The sequence below is a fragment of the Kosakonia oryzendophytica genome (assembly GCF_027886705.1).
Lineage (GTDB): Bacteria > Pseudomonadota > Gammaproteobacteria > Enterobacterales > Enterobacteriaceae > Kosakonia > Kosakonia oryzendophytica.
The window spans coordinates 1,310,114-1,328,822 of sequence record NZ_CP115659.1 but is presented as its reverse complement, the minus strand read 5'-3'; the positions used below and the strand labels follow the sequence as shown (position 1 = coordinate 1,328,822).

Genomic DNA, 18,709 nt, shown 5'->3' with positions numbered 1-18,709 from the left:
GTCGCAAGTCTGACATTCCTGACTAAATTGGTCAACTATTTAGTTGACTGTTTTAGTCAGGTATTTATCCTTTCGTGCTGTGGTGTTTATGACCCGATGGCGCGCCTGCTTTTCTGGACTACGCGTCAGATAAAGCAAAGCAGCCATCCAGCGCTATTGCTTTTGGTTCTGCTCAATAGACGCCAGAATGCCGCGCAGGATATTCAGTTCCTGGCTTTCCGGACGTGCGCGAGTGAACAGACGGCGCAGTTTATTCATCACCTGACCGGGATGGTTTTCACGGATAAACCCGGTTGCCAGCAGCGTTTGTTCCAGATGCCCATAAAAGCGCTCAAGATCGTCTACCAGCGGGTACGGCGTCTCTTCATGATGAGCGGCCGGGGCATCGCTTGCCTGCGTCGCCAGCCAGGCCATGCGCACTTCATAAGCTATCACCTGCACCGCCATAGCGAGGTTCAGCGAACTGTATTCCGGGTTAGCGGCGATGGCGACGTGGTAGTGGCATTTTTGCAGTTCATCGTTGGTCAGACCTACGCGTTCACGGCCAAAGACCAGCGCAACCGGCGCATGTTCCGCCTCGGCAACGCTTTTCAGACCACATTCGCGTGGATCCAGCATCGGCCATGGCAACGTACGCGAGCGTGCGCTGGTGCCCACCACCAGACTGCAACCGGTCAGTGCTTCGTCCAGCGTATCGACAATGTTTGCATTGCCAATCACATCGCTGGCACCTGCGGCGAGCGCAATAGCCTGAGAGTCCGGTTTAACCAGCGGGTTAACCAGCCACAGATTGGTTAACCCCATTGTTTTCATCGCGCGGGCAACGGAGCCCATATTGCCAGTGTGAGAGGTCTCCACCAGCACAATTCGAATATTTTGCAGCATAGATTTTCAACGGCTAAAGAATATTTGCGCATATTACCATAAAGCGAAGACATAATCCGAATTCGCTGCTATCATACGCGCCGTTTTCCGTTCTTTAACATCCAGTGAGAGAGACCGATGCATCCGATGCTGAACATCGCCGTGCGTGCTGCGCGCAAGGCGGGTAATTTAATTGCCAAAAACTACGAAACCCCTGACACCGTAGAAACCAGCCAGAAAGGCAGCAATGATTTCGTGACTAACGTTGATAAAGCCGCCGAAGCGGTAATTATTGACACCATCCGCAAATCTTACCCGCAACACACCATCATCACCGAAGAGAGTGGTGAGCACGAAGGCGCTGACCAGGATGTACAATGGGTTATCGATCCACTGGATGGCACCACCAACTTTATCAAACGCCTGCCGCACTTCGCGGTATCTATCGCCGTTCGTATTAAAGGCCGCACTGAAGTCGCGGTGGTTTACGATCCGATGCGTAACGAACTGTTCACCGCCACGCGCGGCCAGGGCGCGCAGCTTAACGGTTACCGTCTGCGTGGCAGCACTGCCCGCGATCTGGATGGCACCATCCTGGCGACCGGTTTCCCGTTCAAAGCCAAACAGCACGCCACTACCTATGTAAATATCGTCGGTAAACTGTTTACCGAATGCGCGGACTTCCGTCGTACCGGTTCCGCTGCGCTGGATCTGGCCTACGTTGCAGCAGGCCGCGTTGATGGTTTCTTTGAGATCGCACTGAAGCCATGGGATTTTGCTGCCGGCGAACTGCTGGTGCGTGAAGCGGGCGGTCTGGTGTGTGATTTCACGGGCGGTCATAACTATATGATGACCGGCAACATCGTCGCAGGTAACCCGCGTGTCGTGAAAGCGATGCTGGCGAACATGCGCGAAGAACTGAGCGACGCGCTGAAACGCTAAGTTATTAGTGGATAGCCCGGTGGCACCATGCCTATCGGGCTATCACGCTTAAAACGGCCTTAAGCCGCCGCCCGGCGGTAATGCACTGACCCACATCACTCCCGCCGCACAAACCAACAGTACGCCCCCGGCCAGCGCCAGCGTCGTCCAGCCCACCTGCCGCCACAGCGATGGCGCCTGATTGCCACTGAGTTTTATCGCCAGTTGGCGAAAGCCGTGCACCAGCAATGCCAGCGAACTGATGGTCAGCGACGTACCCGCCGCCATTGCCAGCGCCGATGCGATCCCCCAGGCAAAGACACCGATCACTTTACTGAACAGTAGCACCATAATGGCCCCGGAACAGGGTCGCATACCCATCGACAAGATAATTGCCAGCCGTGCCCGCCAGTCCTCACCACTTTGCAGTTGCGACGGCGACGGGAGATGGTGATGCCCACAGCCACAGCCTTCATGATGCACATGATGCGGAGTAAAAGATCGAAATACCGGCTTTTTCAGCAGCGCGCGCAGTTGCCTGACAGCACGCCAGCACAGCAGCACACCCAGTGCGCCAACCAGCAGATAGCTACCCTTTTCCAGCCAGTAGCCACTCATATGCAACTGACGAGCAGGCAACGCCAGTATGCTTAACACGACGACCACCAGCACAATCGCCACCAGCCCCTGCAACAGCGACGAGGCCAGCGTCAGCCCAATACCGGAACGCAGTTTCGACGGATGGGTCGCCAGCCAGGTGGTGATCACCACTTTGCCATGCCCTGGCCCTAATGCATGCAGCACACCATAGACAAAACTGAACAGCAGCAACGAACCTCCCGTTTTGCCGGGGTTTTCTGCCACGCTTTTTAGCAGGTTGCTCATCTGCATATTCACATCGCGCTGCCAGACCACGCTTTTTACCATCACCTGCGGCCAGGCTTGCCATAGCCAGAACGCACCAGCAACGGCGAACAATACAAAGAGCGCCAGCGGCCACCAGTGCAGCAAACGCCGTTTACGCAGTGTGCTCGCCGGGATTACTGACATGCCAGCGTTACCGTCTGCGCGAATTGTTTACCCAGTTGCATGTCTTCCTCCGGGGCATCTTCTTTATCCAGCGACTGGGCATAATTCAGCACCTCTTCGCCAGGCTTTGGGGTATGAACCGCCACCTTACACGACATTTGCAGCGCGCCGGACAGCGAGGCATCGCTATCATGTTCGTAACTCATGTCCACATAATATGTAGGATCGAAGGTAGCAAAGGTGTATGTCTGGCCGTGAAGAGGCTGCGGTTGCGCGAGAGGCAGAATAAATGTCAACACCGCCTGGTGTCCCTCCCGCGCCATACCATATTCCGTGGGCCGGTTGAGAAACTTCACCTTCTGCCCGTCGTGCCACACTTCGGTAAAATAGTGCTGGCCTAATACGTTAGCCATCACTTCCGCCGCCAGCTTTTTCCAGATTTCCTCACCGGGTTTCGCATTGCCCGCGTCGTACAGCAAATCCGCGGAGGTGATCTCATCCATCGTCCAGCGCATTTTCAAGCCGGTAAACTGCCCGTTCTCTGCTAATACTTGTGTTTTCAGGCGGATAAAACTATGGGGGTGCGCCGCCACTGAGAATGATAAAAGCGCGAGAAAAACGCCCCAGGCGCACTGTTTAACTGCTTGCATGTATTCCTCACGTGAAAAATTCTGTGATGCTCTCCGGCAATCCTGAAGGAAAGAGCAGCGGCTGCGCTATCGCACAGCATAGCTTTAACTACGCTTATCAAACACCCCTAACTGGAATCTGACAGATGACAATTGTAATGACGCCCCCATCTGCGCTCTCCAGTCCGCAGCGACGCTGCCAGGTACTGCTGATGCTCGCGCTGCCAGGGCAATATGTCACTATGGAACATATCAGCGCCATGAATGGTGTGGACGATCATGTGGCACGCCAGGATCTTGCCGAGACCGAAAGCGAGATCCGCCGTTACCATCGTCTTTCCATCGTGCCACAGCATAACGGCGGTTACCGGATTGAAGGCGCAACGCTGGATCAGCGTTTATGCCTGCTGCACTGGCTGCGGCGCTCACTCCGGCTATGTCCGCAATTTATCACGCAGCATTTTACCCCGACATTAAAAACCGCGCTCAGGCAGCAAGGGATCGCCAGGACCCTGTATGACGATACCAATTTGCGTGCGTTAATTAATCTGTGTGCCCGCCGCCTGCAACGCTCTTTTGAGTGCCGGGATATACAATTTTTGCGCCTCTACCTGCAATATTGCTTACTGCAAAATCATCATGGACACACGCCGGAGTTCAACCCGGTGCAGCAGAGCTGGGCGCAGATGCGCGAAGAGTATCAGGTCGCGCAAGATATTGTGCGCCACTGGCGGCGGCGTGTGATCGCGCATCCACAAGAGAATGAGCATCTGTTCCTGTCACTGTTATTTATGATGGTGCGGATCCCCGACCCTCTGCGCGACAGCCACCACCAGGATCGGCGGTTACAGCAGGCCATCAACCGGATGATTGTCCGTTTTCGCGATCTGGCAGGCCTGCGTTTTAGCGATGAGCAAGGACTCAGCGCACAGCTCTATATCCATCTGGCACAGGCGCTGGATCGCAGCTTGTTTGGCATCGGCATCGATAACAGTCTGCCGGAGGAGATCCATCAACTCTATCCGCGTTTGATGCGCACCACCCGCAGCGCATTGCAAGCGTTGGAAGAGGAATACAGCCTGCGTTTCAGCGATGAAGAAGCCGGCCTGGTAGCGGTGATTTTCGGTGCCTGGCTGATGCAGGAGAACGATTTACATGAAAAGCAGGTGGTGTTAATTACCGGCGAAGACAGCGCGCGGGAACAGGAAATAGAACAACAGCTGCGTGAATTAACGCTGCTGCCGCTCACGATTAACTACCTGCCACTGGCTGAGTTTCGCCAGCAAGGCGCGCCGCGCGATGCCACACTGATCGTCACGCCGTACACCACGCCGCTGCCGCTCTTTTCGCCACCGCTGATCCACACCGATGGCCCATTAAGCACACAGCAACAGCAGCATATTCGTGCCATGCTGGAGTGCTAACTGGCAACGGACTGCTGTGCGGAAACTCGCGGTCGCAGGAAGATGGCCGGGATCGCCAGCAGCGCCATCACCCAAAACAGCCCCTGGTGCAGATGCTCGAACAAGAACCCGGCAATCATGGTCATCAACGCAATGCTTCCCCCCATCGCAACGGCGGAGTAGACCGCCTGCAAACGGATCACTTCGCTGCCCTTGCGCGCCGAGATATAACGCATGCCGGCCAGGTGGCAAACGGTGAATGTTCCGCAGTGCAGGATTTGCGCGACAATAAGCCAGGGCAAGTCGGTGGTCCAGCCCATCAGACTCCAACGCACCAGCCCGGAAAACGCGGAAAGCAGCAACAAGTCGCGCGCACTGAAGCGACGGAAGAGACGGTTGCTGAGCGTGAAGATGATGACTTCCGCGACCACCCCCAATGACCAAAGGTAACCCACCGTCGAAGCGGAATACCCGGCAGATTGCCAGTAGATTGCGCTGAAGCCGTAATAGGCGGCATGCGCGCCCTGCAGCAGGGAGACACAGGCGAGAAAACGCCAGTTCTGGACAATCAATTGACGCCATGCCTGCCAGCCAGCACCTTCCTGATGGCGCTGTTCCCCCTGCGGTAAGACGGAAGGCCGTAACAGCATACCCAGCAGCATGGATGCCACGCCAAGCGTCAGCATCGCCAGAATCGCCCGATAATCATACAGGCTCACCAGCTTACCGGTCAGTGCAGAACCAATCACAAAAGCAATGGATCCCCAGACCCTGACGCGGCCATAGTCCATGGTGAATTGTTTTTGCCAGGTACCGGCCAGTGCGTCGGTCAGCGGCACCAGCGGCGAGAAGAAGAGATTAAAGCCCACAATCACCACCGTCAGCCAGGCCACGTGGTTGCCTGCATAAAAGGCAAGCGCAAACAGGCATGTCACCAGCGCCAGCACACGCAATGCAGTGATCAGACGGGACGGATCGCTAACGCGTGGCGCAATAAGCAAACTGCCCAGAAAACGTGCCACCAGGCCTGCGCCCAGCAACATGCCGATAATTTCCGGGGTTAATCCCACGCCTTTGAGCCAGACGCTCCAGAAAGGTAAGAAAATGCCGTAGCTGAAAAAGTAGGTGAAATAAGCGAGCGCCAGCCAGCGCGTGGACTGCAGAACCATGATTTCCTCCTGAATGGAGGCGATAGTCTGGCGGCAAATAGCCGGGCTGGCAAGTAACAATCAGATAACAAGGTGTGGCGGCCTAACGGATGTATGAATCCAGCACGCTTAATACGACATCCAGGTCTGCTTCGCGCTTAATTTCATCGCTTTCATGGACGATATGATCGGTCAGATGCCCTTTAATCACTTCGCGCATTAAGCCATTCACCGCACCACGGATGGCCGCGATTTGCTGCAAAACCTGTGCGCATTCATGCGGTTCGTCGAGCATTTTTTTCAGCGCAACCACCTGCCCTTCTATTTTGCTTGCCCGCGCTTTTAGCTTTCGTTTATCCCGAATGGTGTGCGACATACAGACCTCAGTTTCATCGTGCTTCACAGACGATAGCATACCATGCAACAACTGGGGGGGAGTTTCTTTCTAATGGGGGGCAGTATTTTTTACTGGGGGGGAGTTTCTTTCTACTGGGGGGTAGTATTTTTTACTGGGGGGGAGTAGATTTAAGCGCACAAAATGTTACCGAGAATTATTCTCATGAATGACTTCACCACCCTTTTTCAGCAAGGGAACGCCTGGTTTTTTATTCCCAGCGCAATTCTGCTCGGCGCCCTGCATGGCCTGGAGCCAGGACACTCAAAGACCATGATGGCGGCGTTTATTATCGCGATCAAAGGTACGGTTAAACAGGCCATCATGTTAGGGCTGGCAGCCACGGTCTCTCATACCGCGGTAGTCTGGCTGATCGCATTGGGCGGGATGTTTATCAGCCAGAAATTTACCGCCCAATCGGTGGAACCCTGGCTGCAAATGATCTCCGCCGTGGTGATCCTCGGTACAGCAACGTGGATGTTCTGGCGGACATGGCAAGGGGAAAGCGCCCGACGTGCAGGCCATCATCACCACGATCATCATGACGATCATCACCATCATCATCACGGCCACGCTCCGCAGCCACGCGGGTTAATCTTCCAGCCACAACTCGCTGCGGTGCGTGCACAGCCAAATATCCTCGCCATGCGGAGCGTAGCAAAAGAAGAAGAGGAGTATCAGGATGCGCATGAACGGGCACACGCCCGGGATATTGAGCGACGTTTTAACGGTGGTGACGTCACCAATGGACAAATTCTGCTGTTCGGCCTGACCGGTGGCTTGATCCCATGCCCGGCGGCCATCACCATTCTGCTTATCTGTATTCAGCTTAAGGCGCTGACATTAGGTGCAACGATGGTGGTCTGTTTCAGTATTGGCCTGGCGCTCACGCTGGTCGCCGTTGGCGTAGGTGCGGCAATCAGTGTACAACAGGCGGCAAAACGCTGGTCTGGCTTTAATACACTCGCCCGTAAAGCCCCCTACTTTTCCAGCGTGTTGATCGCTCTGGTCGGTATTTACATGGGCTTTCACGGCTACGCCGGTTTGCAATAAGGCATAAAAAAAGCCCCGAACGGGGCTTTTTTATTTGCCTGAAACTTAAGCGTAAACCGGGAAGCGAGCGCAGATATCCAGCACTTTCTGTTTCGTGCGCTCAATCACCGCTTCGTCATTGATGCTATCCAGCACGTCGCACATCCAGCCAGCCAGCTCTTTCACTTCCGCTTCTTTAAAGCCGCGACGGGTTACCGCCGGGCTACCGATGCGGATACCGGAGGTGACAAACGGGCTTTTCGGATCGTTCGGTACGCTGTTTTTGTTAACGGTGATGTTAGCGCGACCCAGTGCAGCATCGGCTTCTTTACCGGTCAGGTTTTTATCCACCAGATCCAGCAGGAACAGGTGGTTATCTGTACCACCGGATACCACTTTGTAACCACGGTTCAGGAACACTTCCACCATCGCTTTGGCGTTTTTCGCAACCTGCTGCTGATAGGTTTTGAATTCCGGCTCCATCGCTTCTTTCAGCGCCACCGCTTTACCGGCGATCACGTGCATCAGCGGGCCGCCCTGGCCGCCAGGGAACACAGCTGAGTTCAGTTTTTTATACAGCTCTTCGCTGCCGCCTTTCGCCAGGATCAGACCACCGCGCGGGCCAGCCAGCGTTTTGTGGGTTGTGGTGGTCACCACGTGTGCATGCGGAACCGGGTTCGGGTAAACGCCTGCGGCGACCAGACCTGCAACGTGCGCCATATCCACAAACAGGTATGCACCGATGCTGTCAGCGATTTCACGCATTTTTGCCCAGTCAACCACGCCGGAATAAGCCGAGAAACCACCGATGATCATTTTCGGCTTGTGTTTCTGCGCCTGCGCGTTCAGGTCGTTGTAATCAATATGGCCGGTTTCATCGATGCCGTAAGGCACGATGTTATACAGTTTACCGGAGAAGTTAACCGGAGAACCGTGCGTCAGGTGACCCCCGTGCGCCAGGTTCATACCCAGTACGGTATCGCCCGGCTCCAGCAGAGAGGTGTACACAGCGAAGTTCGCCTGTGAACCTGAATGCGGCTGGACGTTGGCATAATCAGCGCCGAATAGCTCTTTTGCACGGTCGATCGCCAGTTGCTCAACAATGTCGACATATTCGCAACCGCCGTAGTAGCGTTTGCCCGGGTAACCTTCGGCGTATTTGTTCGTCAGCTGAGAACCCTGAGCCTGCATTACACGCGGGCTGGTGTAGTTTTCGGAGGCGATCAGTTCAATGTGTTCTTCCTGACGTACTTTTTCCTGCTCCATAGCCTGCCACAGTTCGGCATCATAATCGGCAATGTTCATTTCACGCTTTAACATCCGCATCTCCTGACTCAGCTAACAAAAACAACTCTAAACGAGGGCCCAATTTGGGGAACGGCTCACAGTATAACTGATTAATATCCTGATAACAGGTCTTGACAAAGGTTTTTACGCAAACGATTGGCTCCGCGCCAGTCAAGGGTTTGAGCGATAACGGGCTTCGCCATATAAGCGGATTTCTTTTCAGGTTTGTGATGCAACTTATTCACGATGCAAATCCTTTAGATGGCCCGCTCTTTACAAGGCCGTGCGCTGCGCTATAAGATGCATTTAAAATACAACTTTAAATAATCATCGCTAAAGGAAGCCATAATGCTCGACGCTCAAACCATCGCTACGGTCAAAGCCACCCTTCCCCTGCTGGCCGCCACCGGACCTAAACTCACCGCACATTTTTACGACCGGATGTTCAGCCACAACCCGGAACTAAAAGAGATCTTTAATATGAGCAATCAGCGCAATGGCGACCAGCGTGAAGCGCTGTTCAACGCGATTGCCGCTTATGCCAGTAATATCGATAACCTCGCGGCATTGCTGCCCGCCGTTGAAAAGATCGCACAGAAACACACCAGTTTTCAGATCCAGCCGGAGCAGTACAACATTGTCGGCGCGCACCTTCTGGCAACGCTGGATGAAATGTTCAGCCCCGGACAAGAGGTACTGGATGCCTGGGGTAAAGCCTATGGCGTGCTGGCTGGGGTGTTTATCAATCGTGAAGCGCAGATTTACCGTGAGCACGCGGAAAAACAGGGCGGCTGGCAAGGAACACGCGCGTTCCGCTTGCTGGAGAAAACCCCGCAGAGTGCACTGATCACCAGCTTTGAATTCGCACCGGTAGATGATCAGCCGGTGGCGTCTTACCAGCCGGGACAATATCTTGGCATCTGGCTGAAGCCGGAAGGTTTCGCGAATCAGGAGATCCGTCAGTACTCGCTGACCCGCCAGCCGAACGGGAAAAGCTACCGTATTGCCGTAAAACGCGAAAGCGGTGGCCAGGTTTCAGAGTGGCTGCACGATAAAGCCCAACCCGGTGATGTGGTGCACCTGGCCGCGCCAGCAGGGGATTTCTTTATGGATGTGCCTGCTGCTACTCCGGTTACGTTAATCTCCGCAGGCGTAGGGCTAACCCCGATGCTGGCAATGCTGGACAGCCTTGCCGCCTCTCAGCACAGCGCACAGGTGAACTGGTTTCATGCCGCCGACAATGGCCAGGTTCACGCTTTCGCCGATGAAGTCAGCAAGCTGGGAGCATCACTGGATCGCTTCTATCAACATGTCTGGTATCGCCAACCGGAAGCAGCAGATCGAAGTGCAGGTCGTTTTAACAGCGAAGGGTTAATGGATTTAACGCAACTGGAAGGAAAATTCAGCGACCCGATGATGCAGTTTTACCTCTGCGGGCCGGTTGGATTTATGCAGTTTGCCGCTCAGCAACTGGTGACGCTCGGCGTAGACAAAGCCAATATCCACTACGAATGCTTTGGGCCGCATAAGGTCCTGTAAGCAGACATTCCCTCACCCGGCAGGGTGAGGGAATCACATCAGATTGCCGCGTCGTCTTCTTCGCCGGTACGGATACGCACCACGCGCGCAACGTCAAAGACGAAGATTTTGCCGTCGCCGATCTTACCGGTCTGCGCCGTGCGGATAATGGTATCCACGCAGGTATCAACGATATCGTCGGTGACCACAATTTCAATTTTCACCTTGGGTAGAAAGTCCACCATGTATTCCGCGCCGCGGTAGAGTTCTGTGTGGCCTTTCTGGCGACCAAACCCTTTCACTTCGGTCACCGTCATCCCGGTGATACCGACTTCCGCCAGTGCTTCACGCACATCATCCAGTTTGAAAGGTTTAATAATCGCATCAATCTTTTTCATGGTGGGTCCTTAAACGCTCTTGCCAGTCTGCTGCATCGTAATCGGTTGCTCACAGTATCATACTCACCGCGCCATTACTCCTTAAAGTCGTTGGCGTCCAGCTCATGTCGCGAGAGTAATTTGTAAAATTCAGTCCGATTGCGGCCCGCCATCCGCGCGGCGTGGGTCACATTACCTTTGGTGATTTGCAACAGCTTACGCAGGTAGTTAAGTTCAAACTGATTACGCGCTTCAACAAAGGTAGGCAACGCCGTGTTTTCCCCTTCCAGCGCCTGTTCAACCAGCGCATCGCTGATCACTGGAGAGGATGTCAGCGCCACGCACTGCTCAATCACGTTCACCAGTTGACGCACGTTACCCGGCCAGCTCGCGGTCATCAGCCGTTTCATGGCATCGGTGGAGAAAGCACGCACAAACGGTTTGTGGCGATCCGCTGCCTGACGCAGCAGATGGTTCGCCAGCAGCGGAATATCTTCCGCGCGCTCCGCCAGTGCCGGGATTTTGAGGTTCACAACATTCAGACGGTAGAACAAATCCTCACGAAACTCACCGCGCTCCATCGCTTTCGGCAGGTCGCGGTGGGTGGCGGAAATAATACGCACATTAATATCAATATCGCGGTTGCTGCCCAGCGGGCGGACTTTACGCTCCTGCAGCACACGCAGTAATTTCACCTGCAACGGAATTGGCATATCGCCAATTTCATCAAGAAACAGCGTACCGCCTTCCGCCGCCTGAAACAGCCCTTCGCGGCTACTGACCGCGCCGGTAAACGCCCCGCGCGCATGACCAAACAGTTCCGACTCCAGCAATTGCTCGGGTAATGCACCGCAGTTGATGGCGATAAACGCGCTTTTACTGCGAGGGCTGGCGTTGTGGATCGCCTGCGCGAGGATCTCCTTGCCGGTACCACTTTGCCCGTTGATCAGCACGCTGACATCGGACTGCGCCACCATTCGCGCCTGCTCCAGCAAGCGCAGCATGACCGGGCTACGGGTAACAATGCTTTCGCGCCACTGATCGTCAGCCGCCGGGCCGCTGTGTTCCAGCGCCTCATCAATGGCTTTGTATAACGCGTCTTTATCCACCGGTTTGGTAAGAAAGCTAAAGACGCCCTGCTGCGTGGCGGCTACCGCATCCGGTATTGAGCCATGCGCCGTCAGGATAATCACCGGCATGCCAGGCTGAACGCGCTGAATCTCAGCAAACAGCTGCATGCCATCCATTTCATCCATGCGCAGGTCGCTTATCACCAGATCGACCTTTTCCCGCGCCAGAATGCGCAATCCTTCCTGCCCGCTCTCGGCGGTGACAATGCTGTACCCCTCGCTGGTAAGACGCAACCCCAGCAGCTTCAGCAGGCCAGGGTCGTCATCCACCAGCAGTAAATGGGCAGGTTTGCGGCTTGTCATGGTTTTACATCCTCCTGATTCCCGTCATTTTTCGACGGGCGCGTGCTATCCGGCATATCGGCTGGCGCGGGCTTACGCGTGGAAAGACGCCGTTCAATATCGGTCAGCGTCTCCAGCTTGCGCGTGGTGGTTTCCAGTTGCTCACGTAAAAATTGCTGCTGCTGGCGCAACGTATCCAGCTCGCTATCGGTGGATTGTTGCAGTTTGCTGTAGCGACTGCGCTCTTCTGACAGTTGTAACTGCAACATTTCACTATCGCGCCAGAGCTGGAACAACGGGCGAACCTGCGCCGGGATAGTCGGGCTTACAGCGTCCAGCCGGGTAGTGTAATCACGCCGTTCAAGCGGTGTGATTTTAGCGCTGGAGAGCAAAATGCCACGCCGGAACGTGGCAGCCCAGTTATCATCCGTCCAGGAGCGCGCTTCAGCACGGGCCACTGCCGGGGCCAGACGCTGTGCGCAATCCATCGCTCGCAGCCAGTAAAGCGGGTTGGTGTCGACATGCGGGCCCGACAATAGCCAGATGTCATCACAGTCTGTTGAGAGAAAATCCGCCAGTTGGTGCTCAGGGAGTCGTTCTTCCTGGCCATTATGGATAGCGCTTTGCGGCTTTTGCGCCACGCATCCGGCCAGCAACAGGCAAGGAAACGCACGAAGCCATTTATTGCGCGGTGACACCGCGTTAATTACGCGGGAAAAAACATGCGACATACTTACCAGGTCCAGGTTCATTTAATCTCTTTTACCGGCACATTGAGCGGTAACTCAATACGGAAACAGACATCGGCTTCGCTATCGGTTGCCAGATAGAGTTCGCCCTGCATACGACGAATACAATCTCTGGCAATACTAAGCCCTAACCCACTGCCTTTTACCGCCCCTTTTCGTTGATGGCTGCCCTGAAAAAAGGGCTCGAAGATCATGCTGCGTTCTGCTTCAGGGATAGGCGTACCGGTATTTGTCACGTCTATAAAGAGCCGCGCGCCGGCAATATAGCTGTGCAGATAAATGTTACCGGATTCAGCACCATAGTGCACAGCGTTAGAGTAGAGATTATCCAGCACGCTCATCAGTAACATTGGTTCAGCCTGACAGGTGGCCGCATCGAGCGTGACCCCGGTATGCATCATTTTAGCTCGCGCCGGCAAACTGTGAGCAGAGATAACCATGTCCACCAGCGGTGCGATCTCAACCTCTTCCAGCTCAACCGCGCCGTCGGCAAGCTTGCGGTTATAGTCGAGGAGTTGCTCAATAAGTTTTTGCAGGTTGCGACTGCTGGCATCGAGGATCTCAACCACCTCTTTCTGTTCCGCGGTCAGCGGCCCCACCACTTCATCGGCAAGCAACTCCGTTCCTTCGCGCATACTGGCGAGGGGGGTTTTAAGCTCATGTGACAAATGACGTAAAAACTGATGGCGCTGCGACTCCAGCCACGCCAGCCTTTCACTGAGCCAGATAATGCGTTCGCCCACATAGCGCAGCTCGCGCGGGCCTTTAAACACCACAGTATGGCCAAGCGATCGCCCTTCCCCCAGCCGGTTGATCATCCGTTCAATCCCCTTCACCGGACCGATGATCATTCGGGTAAACAGCAGCACCAGCCCGAGACTGACCATAAACAACACCAGCGCCTGCCAGCCAAAAAACTGGCCGCGTTCGGCGATTTCCAGTTGTAATTGCTGACCACGGGAGAACACGACCGCACGGGTAGATTGCACCATTTCGGTGTTTGCGGCGGCAAAGGCTTCCAGCCGCTCGGAGGCTGAAGCGGAAGGACCGCTGTTTTTACACTGCAATTGGGCAAGGTCGTTCAGATCCTGGCGTAGCGCCTGGTAGAGCTTATCATCCGGCAGCACGCCCGCATGGGCATCCAGCATTTCACTGTAGCGTTTACGCTGATTCTGATACACCCGCGCCAGCGTGGCATCGTCGAGCACGCAATACTGGCGGTAACTGCGCTCCATTTCCAACGCTGCGTTGGTCATGGCTTCGCTGCGACGCGCGTCAATGAGCGTTGTGCGGTTGGTTTGTAGTGCCTGGGCGCTGAGGGCATTCAGGCTTTGCCACGCCTGCCAGGCCAGTACCAGCAGCGGTAATAAAATCAACAGAAACGCCATCATCACCAACTGGCGTAGCGAGCGGGGGAAAACAAGCCAACGTTTCAACGCAATGCTCTCGCAAGAATAGATACAGGGATGCTAACTGAGTAACGCGCCGGGGGAAAGCCAGAAACAACAAAGCCGGGCATAAGCCCGGCTCTGTTATGAAATTAGGCGGTGCCTAACTCGACGTTTCGCCCGAAGCCTGATAAAGCAAAGCAATTATCAGCAGGTGGACGGCAGGCACCTTTAAGTGCGTCATTCGAAGTTTATGTAGCACGTCCCGAAGGGGCTGACATAAGAAAGATGAATGAGCCACTGCTTAGTATTATGCACATATTATGCCAATGCACAAACAAATAATTTAAATCATTGATTATAATTGATTTTATATTTACCACACGCAACGGCAAGATGTTTGTTTTTTCATCTCACTGTCGCTGTTTAACAACACTCTAATAGCGTTTAAAATAATTACTTATAATTCATATAATTAAATGTCGCCATTTAGAGACACAAAAGAAAAGCCATTGTCGGGAAATGCCGACACTTTTCAACAGGTAATAAAAAAGCCTCCGCCAGAAAGGCCGGAGGCTTTATACGCTTCTCGCGAATTTAACCCAACTGTTTACGGGCGTTACGGAAAATACGCATCCACGGGCTATCTTCACCCCAGTTCTCCGGATGCCAGGAGTTAGACACCGTACGGAATACACGCTCCGGATGCGGCATCATGATCGTCACGCGGCCGCTTTCATTCGTGACCGCCGTAATGCCGTTCGGCGAGCCGTTCGGGTTCGCCGGGTAAGTCTGCGTCACCTTGCCGAAGTTATCGACATAACGCAGCGCCACCAGTCCTTTGCTTTCAAGCGCAGCCAGGTGCGCATCATCGCGCACTTCCACACGACCTTCACCGTGAGATACGGCGATGGGCATTTGCGATCCCACCATGCCGCCGAGCAACAATGACGGGCTCTGCGTCACTTCCACCAGGCTGAAACGCGCTTCGAAACGATCGGAGTGGTTACGCACAAAGCGTGGCCACAGTTCGCTACCCGGGATCAGTTCGCGCAGGTTGGACATCATCTGGCAGCCATTGCATACGCCCAGCGCCAGCGTCTGCGGACGGTGGAAGAAGGTTTCGAACTCGTCGCGTACACGGTCGTTAAACAGGATCGATTTCGCCCAGCCTTCGCCCGCGCCCAGCACATCACCGTAAGAGAAGCCGCCACAAGCGACCAGCGCATGGACGTTTTCCAGCCCGGAGCGCCCGGCCAGGAGGTCGCTCATATGCACATCGATTGCATCAAAACCTGCGCGGTGGAACGCGGCCGCCATCTCAACATGTGAGTTGACGCCCTGCTCGCGCAGTACCGCCACTTTCGGGCGCGCGCCAGTGGCAATAAACGGCGCAGCGATATCTTCGTTAATATCGAACGACAGTTTTACATTCAGCCCTGGATCGTTGTCATTGGCTTTCGCGTCATGCTCCTGATCCGCACACTCCGGGTTATCACGCAGGCGCTGCATCTGCCAGGTGGTTTCCGCCCACCACATACGAAGCGTGGTGCGGCTTTCACTGAACACTGCCTGACCATCAGCTTCAATGACAAAGCGATCGCCGGAGACAGCATTTCCCAGATAATGAACACAATCGCCCAGACCGTATGTCGCCAGCACGCTTTCCACCGCTTCGCGGTCGCCCGCACGCACCTGGATAACCGCGCCCAGCTCTTCATTAAACAACGCCGCCAGACGATCGCCTCCCAGGGAAGCGATATTCACATTTACACCGCAGTGCCCCGTAAAGGCCATTTCCGCCAGCGTCACCAGCAGACCGCCGTCGGAACGATCGTGGTAAGCCAGCAATTTGCCCGCCGCAACCAGCGCCTGGATGGCATCATAGAAGCCTTTCAGTTGCTCAACGTTACGTACATCGGCGGGCTTGTCGCCCAGTTGACGATAAACCTGCGCCAACGCCGTTGCGCCCAACGCATTGTTGCCGTTACCCAGATCGATAAGCAACAGGGCGTTATCTTCGGTGGAGAGTTGCGGCGTTACTGTATGACGTACATCTTCAACGCGCGCAAAGGCCGTGATCACCAGCGACAGCGGCGAAGTCATCTCACGCTGTTCATTTCCTTCCTGCCAGCGGGTTTTCATCGACATGGAATCTTTGCCCACCGGAATGGTCAGTCCCAATGCAGGGCAAAGCTCTTCACCCACCGCTTTCACTGCCGCGTACAGGCCTGCGTCTTCGCCAGGATGCCCTGCCGCCGCCATCCAGTTTGCGGACAGCTTAATGCGTTTGATGTCGCCAATCTGCGTTGCCGCGATATTGGTCAATGCTTCCCCCACGGCCAGACGCGCGGAAGCCGCAAAGTCCAGCAGCGCAACCGGCGCACGTTCACCCAGCGCCATCGCTTCACCATAGTAGCTATCGAGGCTGGCAGTAGTCACCGCACAGTTCGCTACCGGGATCTGCCACGGCCCGACCATCTGATCGCGGGCGACCATACCGGTCACCGTGCGGTCGCCAATGGTCACGAGGAAGGTTTTTTCCGCCACGGTCGGCAAATGCAGCACGCGATTCACTGCGTCTGCAACCGAAATGCCCTGTGTCGTAAATGCATCGCCGGTCGCCTGACGGGTCTCAACGTTGCGGGTCATCTTCGGCGTTTTGCCTAACAGCACATCCAGCGGCATGTCGATCGGTTGATCGTTAAAATGGTTGTCGTTCAGCGTCAGGTGCTGCGCTTCGGTCGCTTCGCCAATCATCGCATAAGGCGCGCGTTCGCGGCGACACAGCTCATCAAACAGCGCCAGTTGATCGGCGGCAACCGCCAACACATAGCGTTCCTGCGATTCGTTACACCAGATCTCCAGCGGGCTCATACCCGGCTCATCGCTGAGAATGTCACGCAGTTCAAAACGACCGCCGCGACCACCATCGCTGACCAGCTCAGGCATGGCATTGGACAGACCGCCCGCGCCCACGTCATGAATAAAGAGGATCGGGTTGGCATCGCCCAGTTGCCAGCAACGGTCAATCACCTCCTGGCAACGACGCTCCATTTCCGGGTTGTCGCGCTGAACTGAGGCAAAATCCAGATCCGCATCAGACTGACCAGACGCCATAGAGGATGCTGCGCCGCCCCCCAGGCCGATATTCATCGCCGGGCCACCAAGGACGATCAGTTTCGCACCTACGGTGATCTCGCCTTTTTGTACGTGATCGGCACGAATGTTACCGATCCCGCCCGCCAGCATGATCGGTTTGTGGTAGCCGCGCAGCTCTTCGCCGTTATGGCTATTCACTTTCTCTTCATAGGTACGGAAATAGCCGTTCAGCGCCGGGCGACCAAATTCGTTGTTAAACGCCGCGCCGCCCAGTGGGCCATCGGTCATAATATCCAGCGCGGTAACGATACGCTCAGGCTTACCAAAATCTTCTTCCCACGGTTGTTCAAAGCCCGGAATACGCAGGTTGGAAACGGAGAAACCCACCAGGCCCGCTTTCGGCTTCGCGCCACGACCGGTTGCCCCTTCGTCACGGATCTCACCGCCGGATCCGGTCGCAGCCCCCGGCCACGGAGAGATCGCCGTCGGGTGGTTATGTGTTTCCACCTTCATCAGAATATGCGCCGGTTCTTGATGGTAATCGTAACGGCCTTCACCGCGATCGGCGAAGAAGCGGCCAACAGCTGAACCTTCCATCACGGCGGCGTTGTCTTTATACGCAGACAGGACGAAATCCGGCGTTTTCTCGAAGGTGTTTTTGATCATTTTAAACAATGACTTCGGCTGCGGCTTGCCATCAATCACCCAGTCGGCGTTGAAGATTTTGTGGCGGCAGTGCTCGGAGTTCGCCTGGGCGAACATATAGAGTTCGATATCGTTCGGGTTGCGCCCCAGACGGGTAAAGGCGTCTTGCAGATAGTCGATTTCATCGTCTGCTAATGCCAGGCCAAGACGCAGGTTGGCGTCGATCAGCGCCTGGCGGCCTTCACCCAGTAAGTCGACGCTTTGTACCGGTGCCGGCTGATGGTGTTCAAACAGGCGCTCAGCATCCGCCTGTGAGGTGAATACGCTCTCCATCATGCGATCATGCAGTTCTGCTGCGATCTGAGCCCACTGGGCGTCCGTCAGGCCATCGGCGTCTACATAGTACGCAACGCCGCGTTCAAGGCGGTTGATCTTATTAAGGCCGCAGTTGTGCGCAATATCGGTAGCTTTGGAAGACCAGGGAGAGATGGTGCCAGGACGAGGAGTGACGAGCAGTAAGGTTCCGGTTGGGGTATGGCTGCTCAGGCTCGGGCCATATTTCAACAGGCGCTGGAGCCGGGCGTACTCTTCTTCGGTCAGGGTGTCGTTCAGATCAGCGAAGTGAGCGTACTCGGCGTAAATATTACTGACCGGGAGGTTGGCCGCCTGAAAACGCGCCAGCAGTTTGTTGATACGAAAAGCGGACAATGCAGGCGAACCACGCAGAATTTCCATCATAAGTCTCTCGTCTTCGATTACGAAGCGTCGGGGACGCTTTAAGTGTGCACCAGGGGAAAACGGGCGTCATTAT

Annotated in this window: 15 protein-coding genes; 4 read left to right on the top strand and 11 right to left on the bottom strand. The window is 55.2% G+C overall.

The features are described 5' to 3' along the window. Positions 1–153: 153 nt before the first annotated feature. Positions 154–885, bottom strand: a complete 732-nt coding sequence (gene trmJ, locus O9K67_RS06550) for a tRNA (cytosine(32)/uridine(32)-2'-O)-methyltransferase TrmJ (RefSeq protein WP_061493702.1) — start codon at positions 883–885, stop codon at positions 154–156. 117 nt (positions 886–1,002) lie between these two features. On the opposite strand from trmJ, the gene suhB reads away from it, so the two are divergent. Next, positions 1,003–1,806, top strand: a complete 804-nt coding sequence (gene suhB, locus O9K67_RS06545) for an inositol-1-monophosphatase (protein WP_061493701.1) — start codon at positions 1,003–1,005, stop codon at positions 1,804–1,806. A 48-nt stretch (positions 1,807–1,854) separates the two neighbouring features. Here suhB and O9K67_RS06540 read toward each other — a convergent pair whose 3' ends face one another. Both O9K67_RS06540 and O9K67_RS06535 read right to left on the bottom strand, forming a co-directional pair. Further along, positions 1,855–2,835: a nickel/cobalt transporter gene (locus O9K67_RS06540; RefSeq protein WP_061493699.1), complete on the bottom strand. Its 981-nt coding sequence runs from the start codon at positions 2,833–2,835 to the stop codon at positions 1,855–1,857. Further along, positions 2,826–3,464, bottom strand: coding sequence for a DUF1007 family protein (locus O9K67_RS06535; protein ID WP_061493697.1), 639 nt, complete (start codon positions 3,462–3,464; stop codon positions 2,826–2,828). Before O9K67_RS06535 ends, O9K67_RS06540 begins: the two co-directional genes overlap by 10 nt. Positions 3,465–3,589: 125 nt before the next feature. On the opposite strand from O9K67_RS06535, the gene csiE reads away from it, so the two are divergent. Further along, complete coding sequence (gene csiE, locus O9K67_RS06530; protein ID WP_061493695.1) at positions 3,590–4,867, top strand: stationary phase inducible protein CsiE; 1,278 nt, start codon at positions 3,590–3,592, stop codon at positions 4,865–4,867. Here the strand turns inward: csiE and O9K67_RS06525 are convergent. After that, complete coding sequence (locus O9K67_RS06525) at positions 4,864–6,015, bottom strand: 3-phenylpropionate MFS transporter (RefSeq protein ID WP_061493693.1); 1,152 nt, start codon at positions 6,013–6,015, stop codon at positions 4,864–4,866. The two genes, csiE and O9K67_RS06525, sit on opposite strands and share 4 nt — an antisense overlap. 82 nt (positions 6,016–6,097) lie before the next feature. Continuing rightward, the gene (rcnR, locus tag O9K67_RS06520; protein WP_061493691.1) at positions 6,098–6,370 is read right to left on the bottom strand and encodes a Ni(II)/Co(II)-binding transcriptional repressor RcnR; all 273 of its coding nucleotides are present in this window, start codon (positions 6,368–6,370) and stop codon (positions 6,098–6,100) included. Between the two features lie 183 nt (positions 6,371–6,553). On the opposite strand from rcnR, the gene O9K67_RS06515 reads away from it, so the two are divergent. Continuing rightward, on the top strand, positions 6,554–7,441 hold the full coding sequence (locus tag O9K67_RS06515) for a nickel/cobalt efflux protein RcnA (RefSeq protein ID WP_061493689.1): 888 nt from the start codon (positions 6,554–6,556) through the stop codon (positions 7,439–7,441). A gap of 45 nt (positions 7,442–7,486) precedes the next feature. On the opposite strand, the gene glyA is transcribed toward O9K67_RS06515, so the two are convergent. Beyond that, on the bottom strand, positions 7,487–8,740 hold the full coding sequence (gene glyA / locus O9K67_RS06510) for a serine hydroxymethyltransferase (protein ID WP_061493687.1): 1,254 nt from the start codon (positions 8,738–8,740) through the stop codon (positions 7,487–7,489). Between the two features lie 315 nt (positions 8,741–9,055). Here glyA and hmpA point away from each other — a divergent pair, with 315 nt between their 5' ends. Beyond that, positions 9,056–10,246, top strand: coding sequence for an NO-inducible flavohemoprotein (gene hmpA / locus O9K67_RS06505; RefSeq protein ID WP_061493685.1), 1,191 nt, complete (start codon positions 9,056–9,058; stop codon positions 10,244–10,246). Positions 10,247–10,284: 38 nt separating this feature from the next. Here hmpA and glnB read toward each other — a convergent pair whose 3' ends face one another. The 5 genes from glnB to purL form a co-directional block, all read right to left on the bottom strand. After that, positions 10,285–10,623: a nitrogen regulatory protein P-II gene (gene glnB / locus O9K67_RS06500; protein WP_002438074.1), complete on the bottom strand. Its 339-nt coding sequence runs from the start codon at positions 10,621–10,623 to the stop codon at positions 10,285–10,287. A gap of 74 nt (positions 10,624–10,697) precedes the next feature. Then, complete coding sequence (gene glrR / locus O9K67_RS06495; RefSeq protein ID WP_061493682.1) at positions 10,698–12,035, bottom strand: two-component system response regulator GlrR; 1,338 nt, start codon at positions 12,033–12,035, stop codon at positions 10,698–10,700. Next, the gene (qseG, locus tag O9K67_RS06490) at positions 12,032–12,766 is read right to left on the bottom strand and encodes a two-component system QseEF-associated lipoprotein QseG (protein ID WP_061493677.1); all 735 of its coding nucleotides are present in this window, start codon (positions 12,764–12,766) and stop codon (positions 12,032–12,034) included. Before qseG ends, glrR begins: the two co-directional genes overlap by 4 nt. Continuing rightward, on the bottom strand, positions 12,763–14,199 hold the full coding sequence (gene qseE / locus O9K67_RS06485; protein ID WP_082794141.1) for a two component system sensor histidine kinase QseE/GlrK: 1,437 nt from the start codon (positions 14,197–14,199) through the stop codon (positions 12,763–12,765). Before qseE ends, qseG begins: the two co-directional genes overlap by 4 nt. Positions 14,200–14,748: 549 nt before the next feature. Then, a complete protein-coding gene (purL, locus tag O9K67_RS06480) occupies positions 14,749–18,636 on the bottom strand; it encodes a phosphoribosylformylglycinamidine synthase (protein ID WP_061493673.1) in 3,888 nt (1,295 codons plus the stop codon). Between the last annotated feature and the right edge of the window lie 73 nt (positions 18,637–18,709).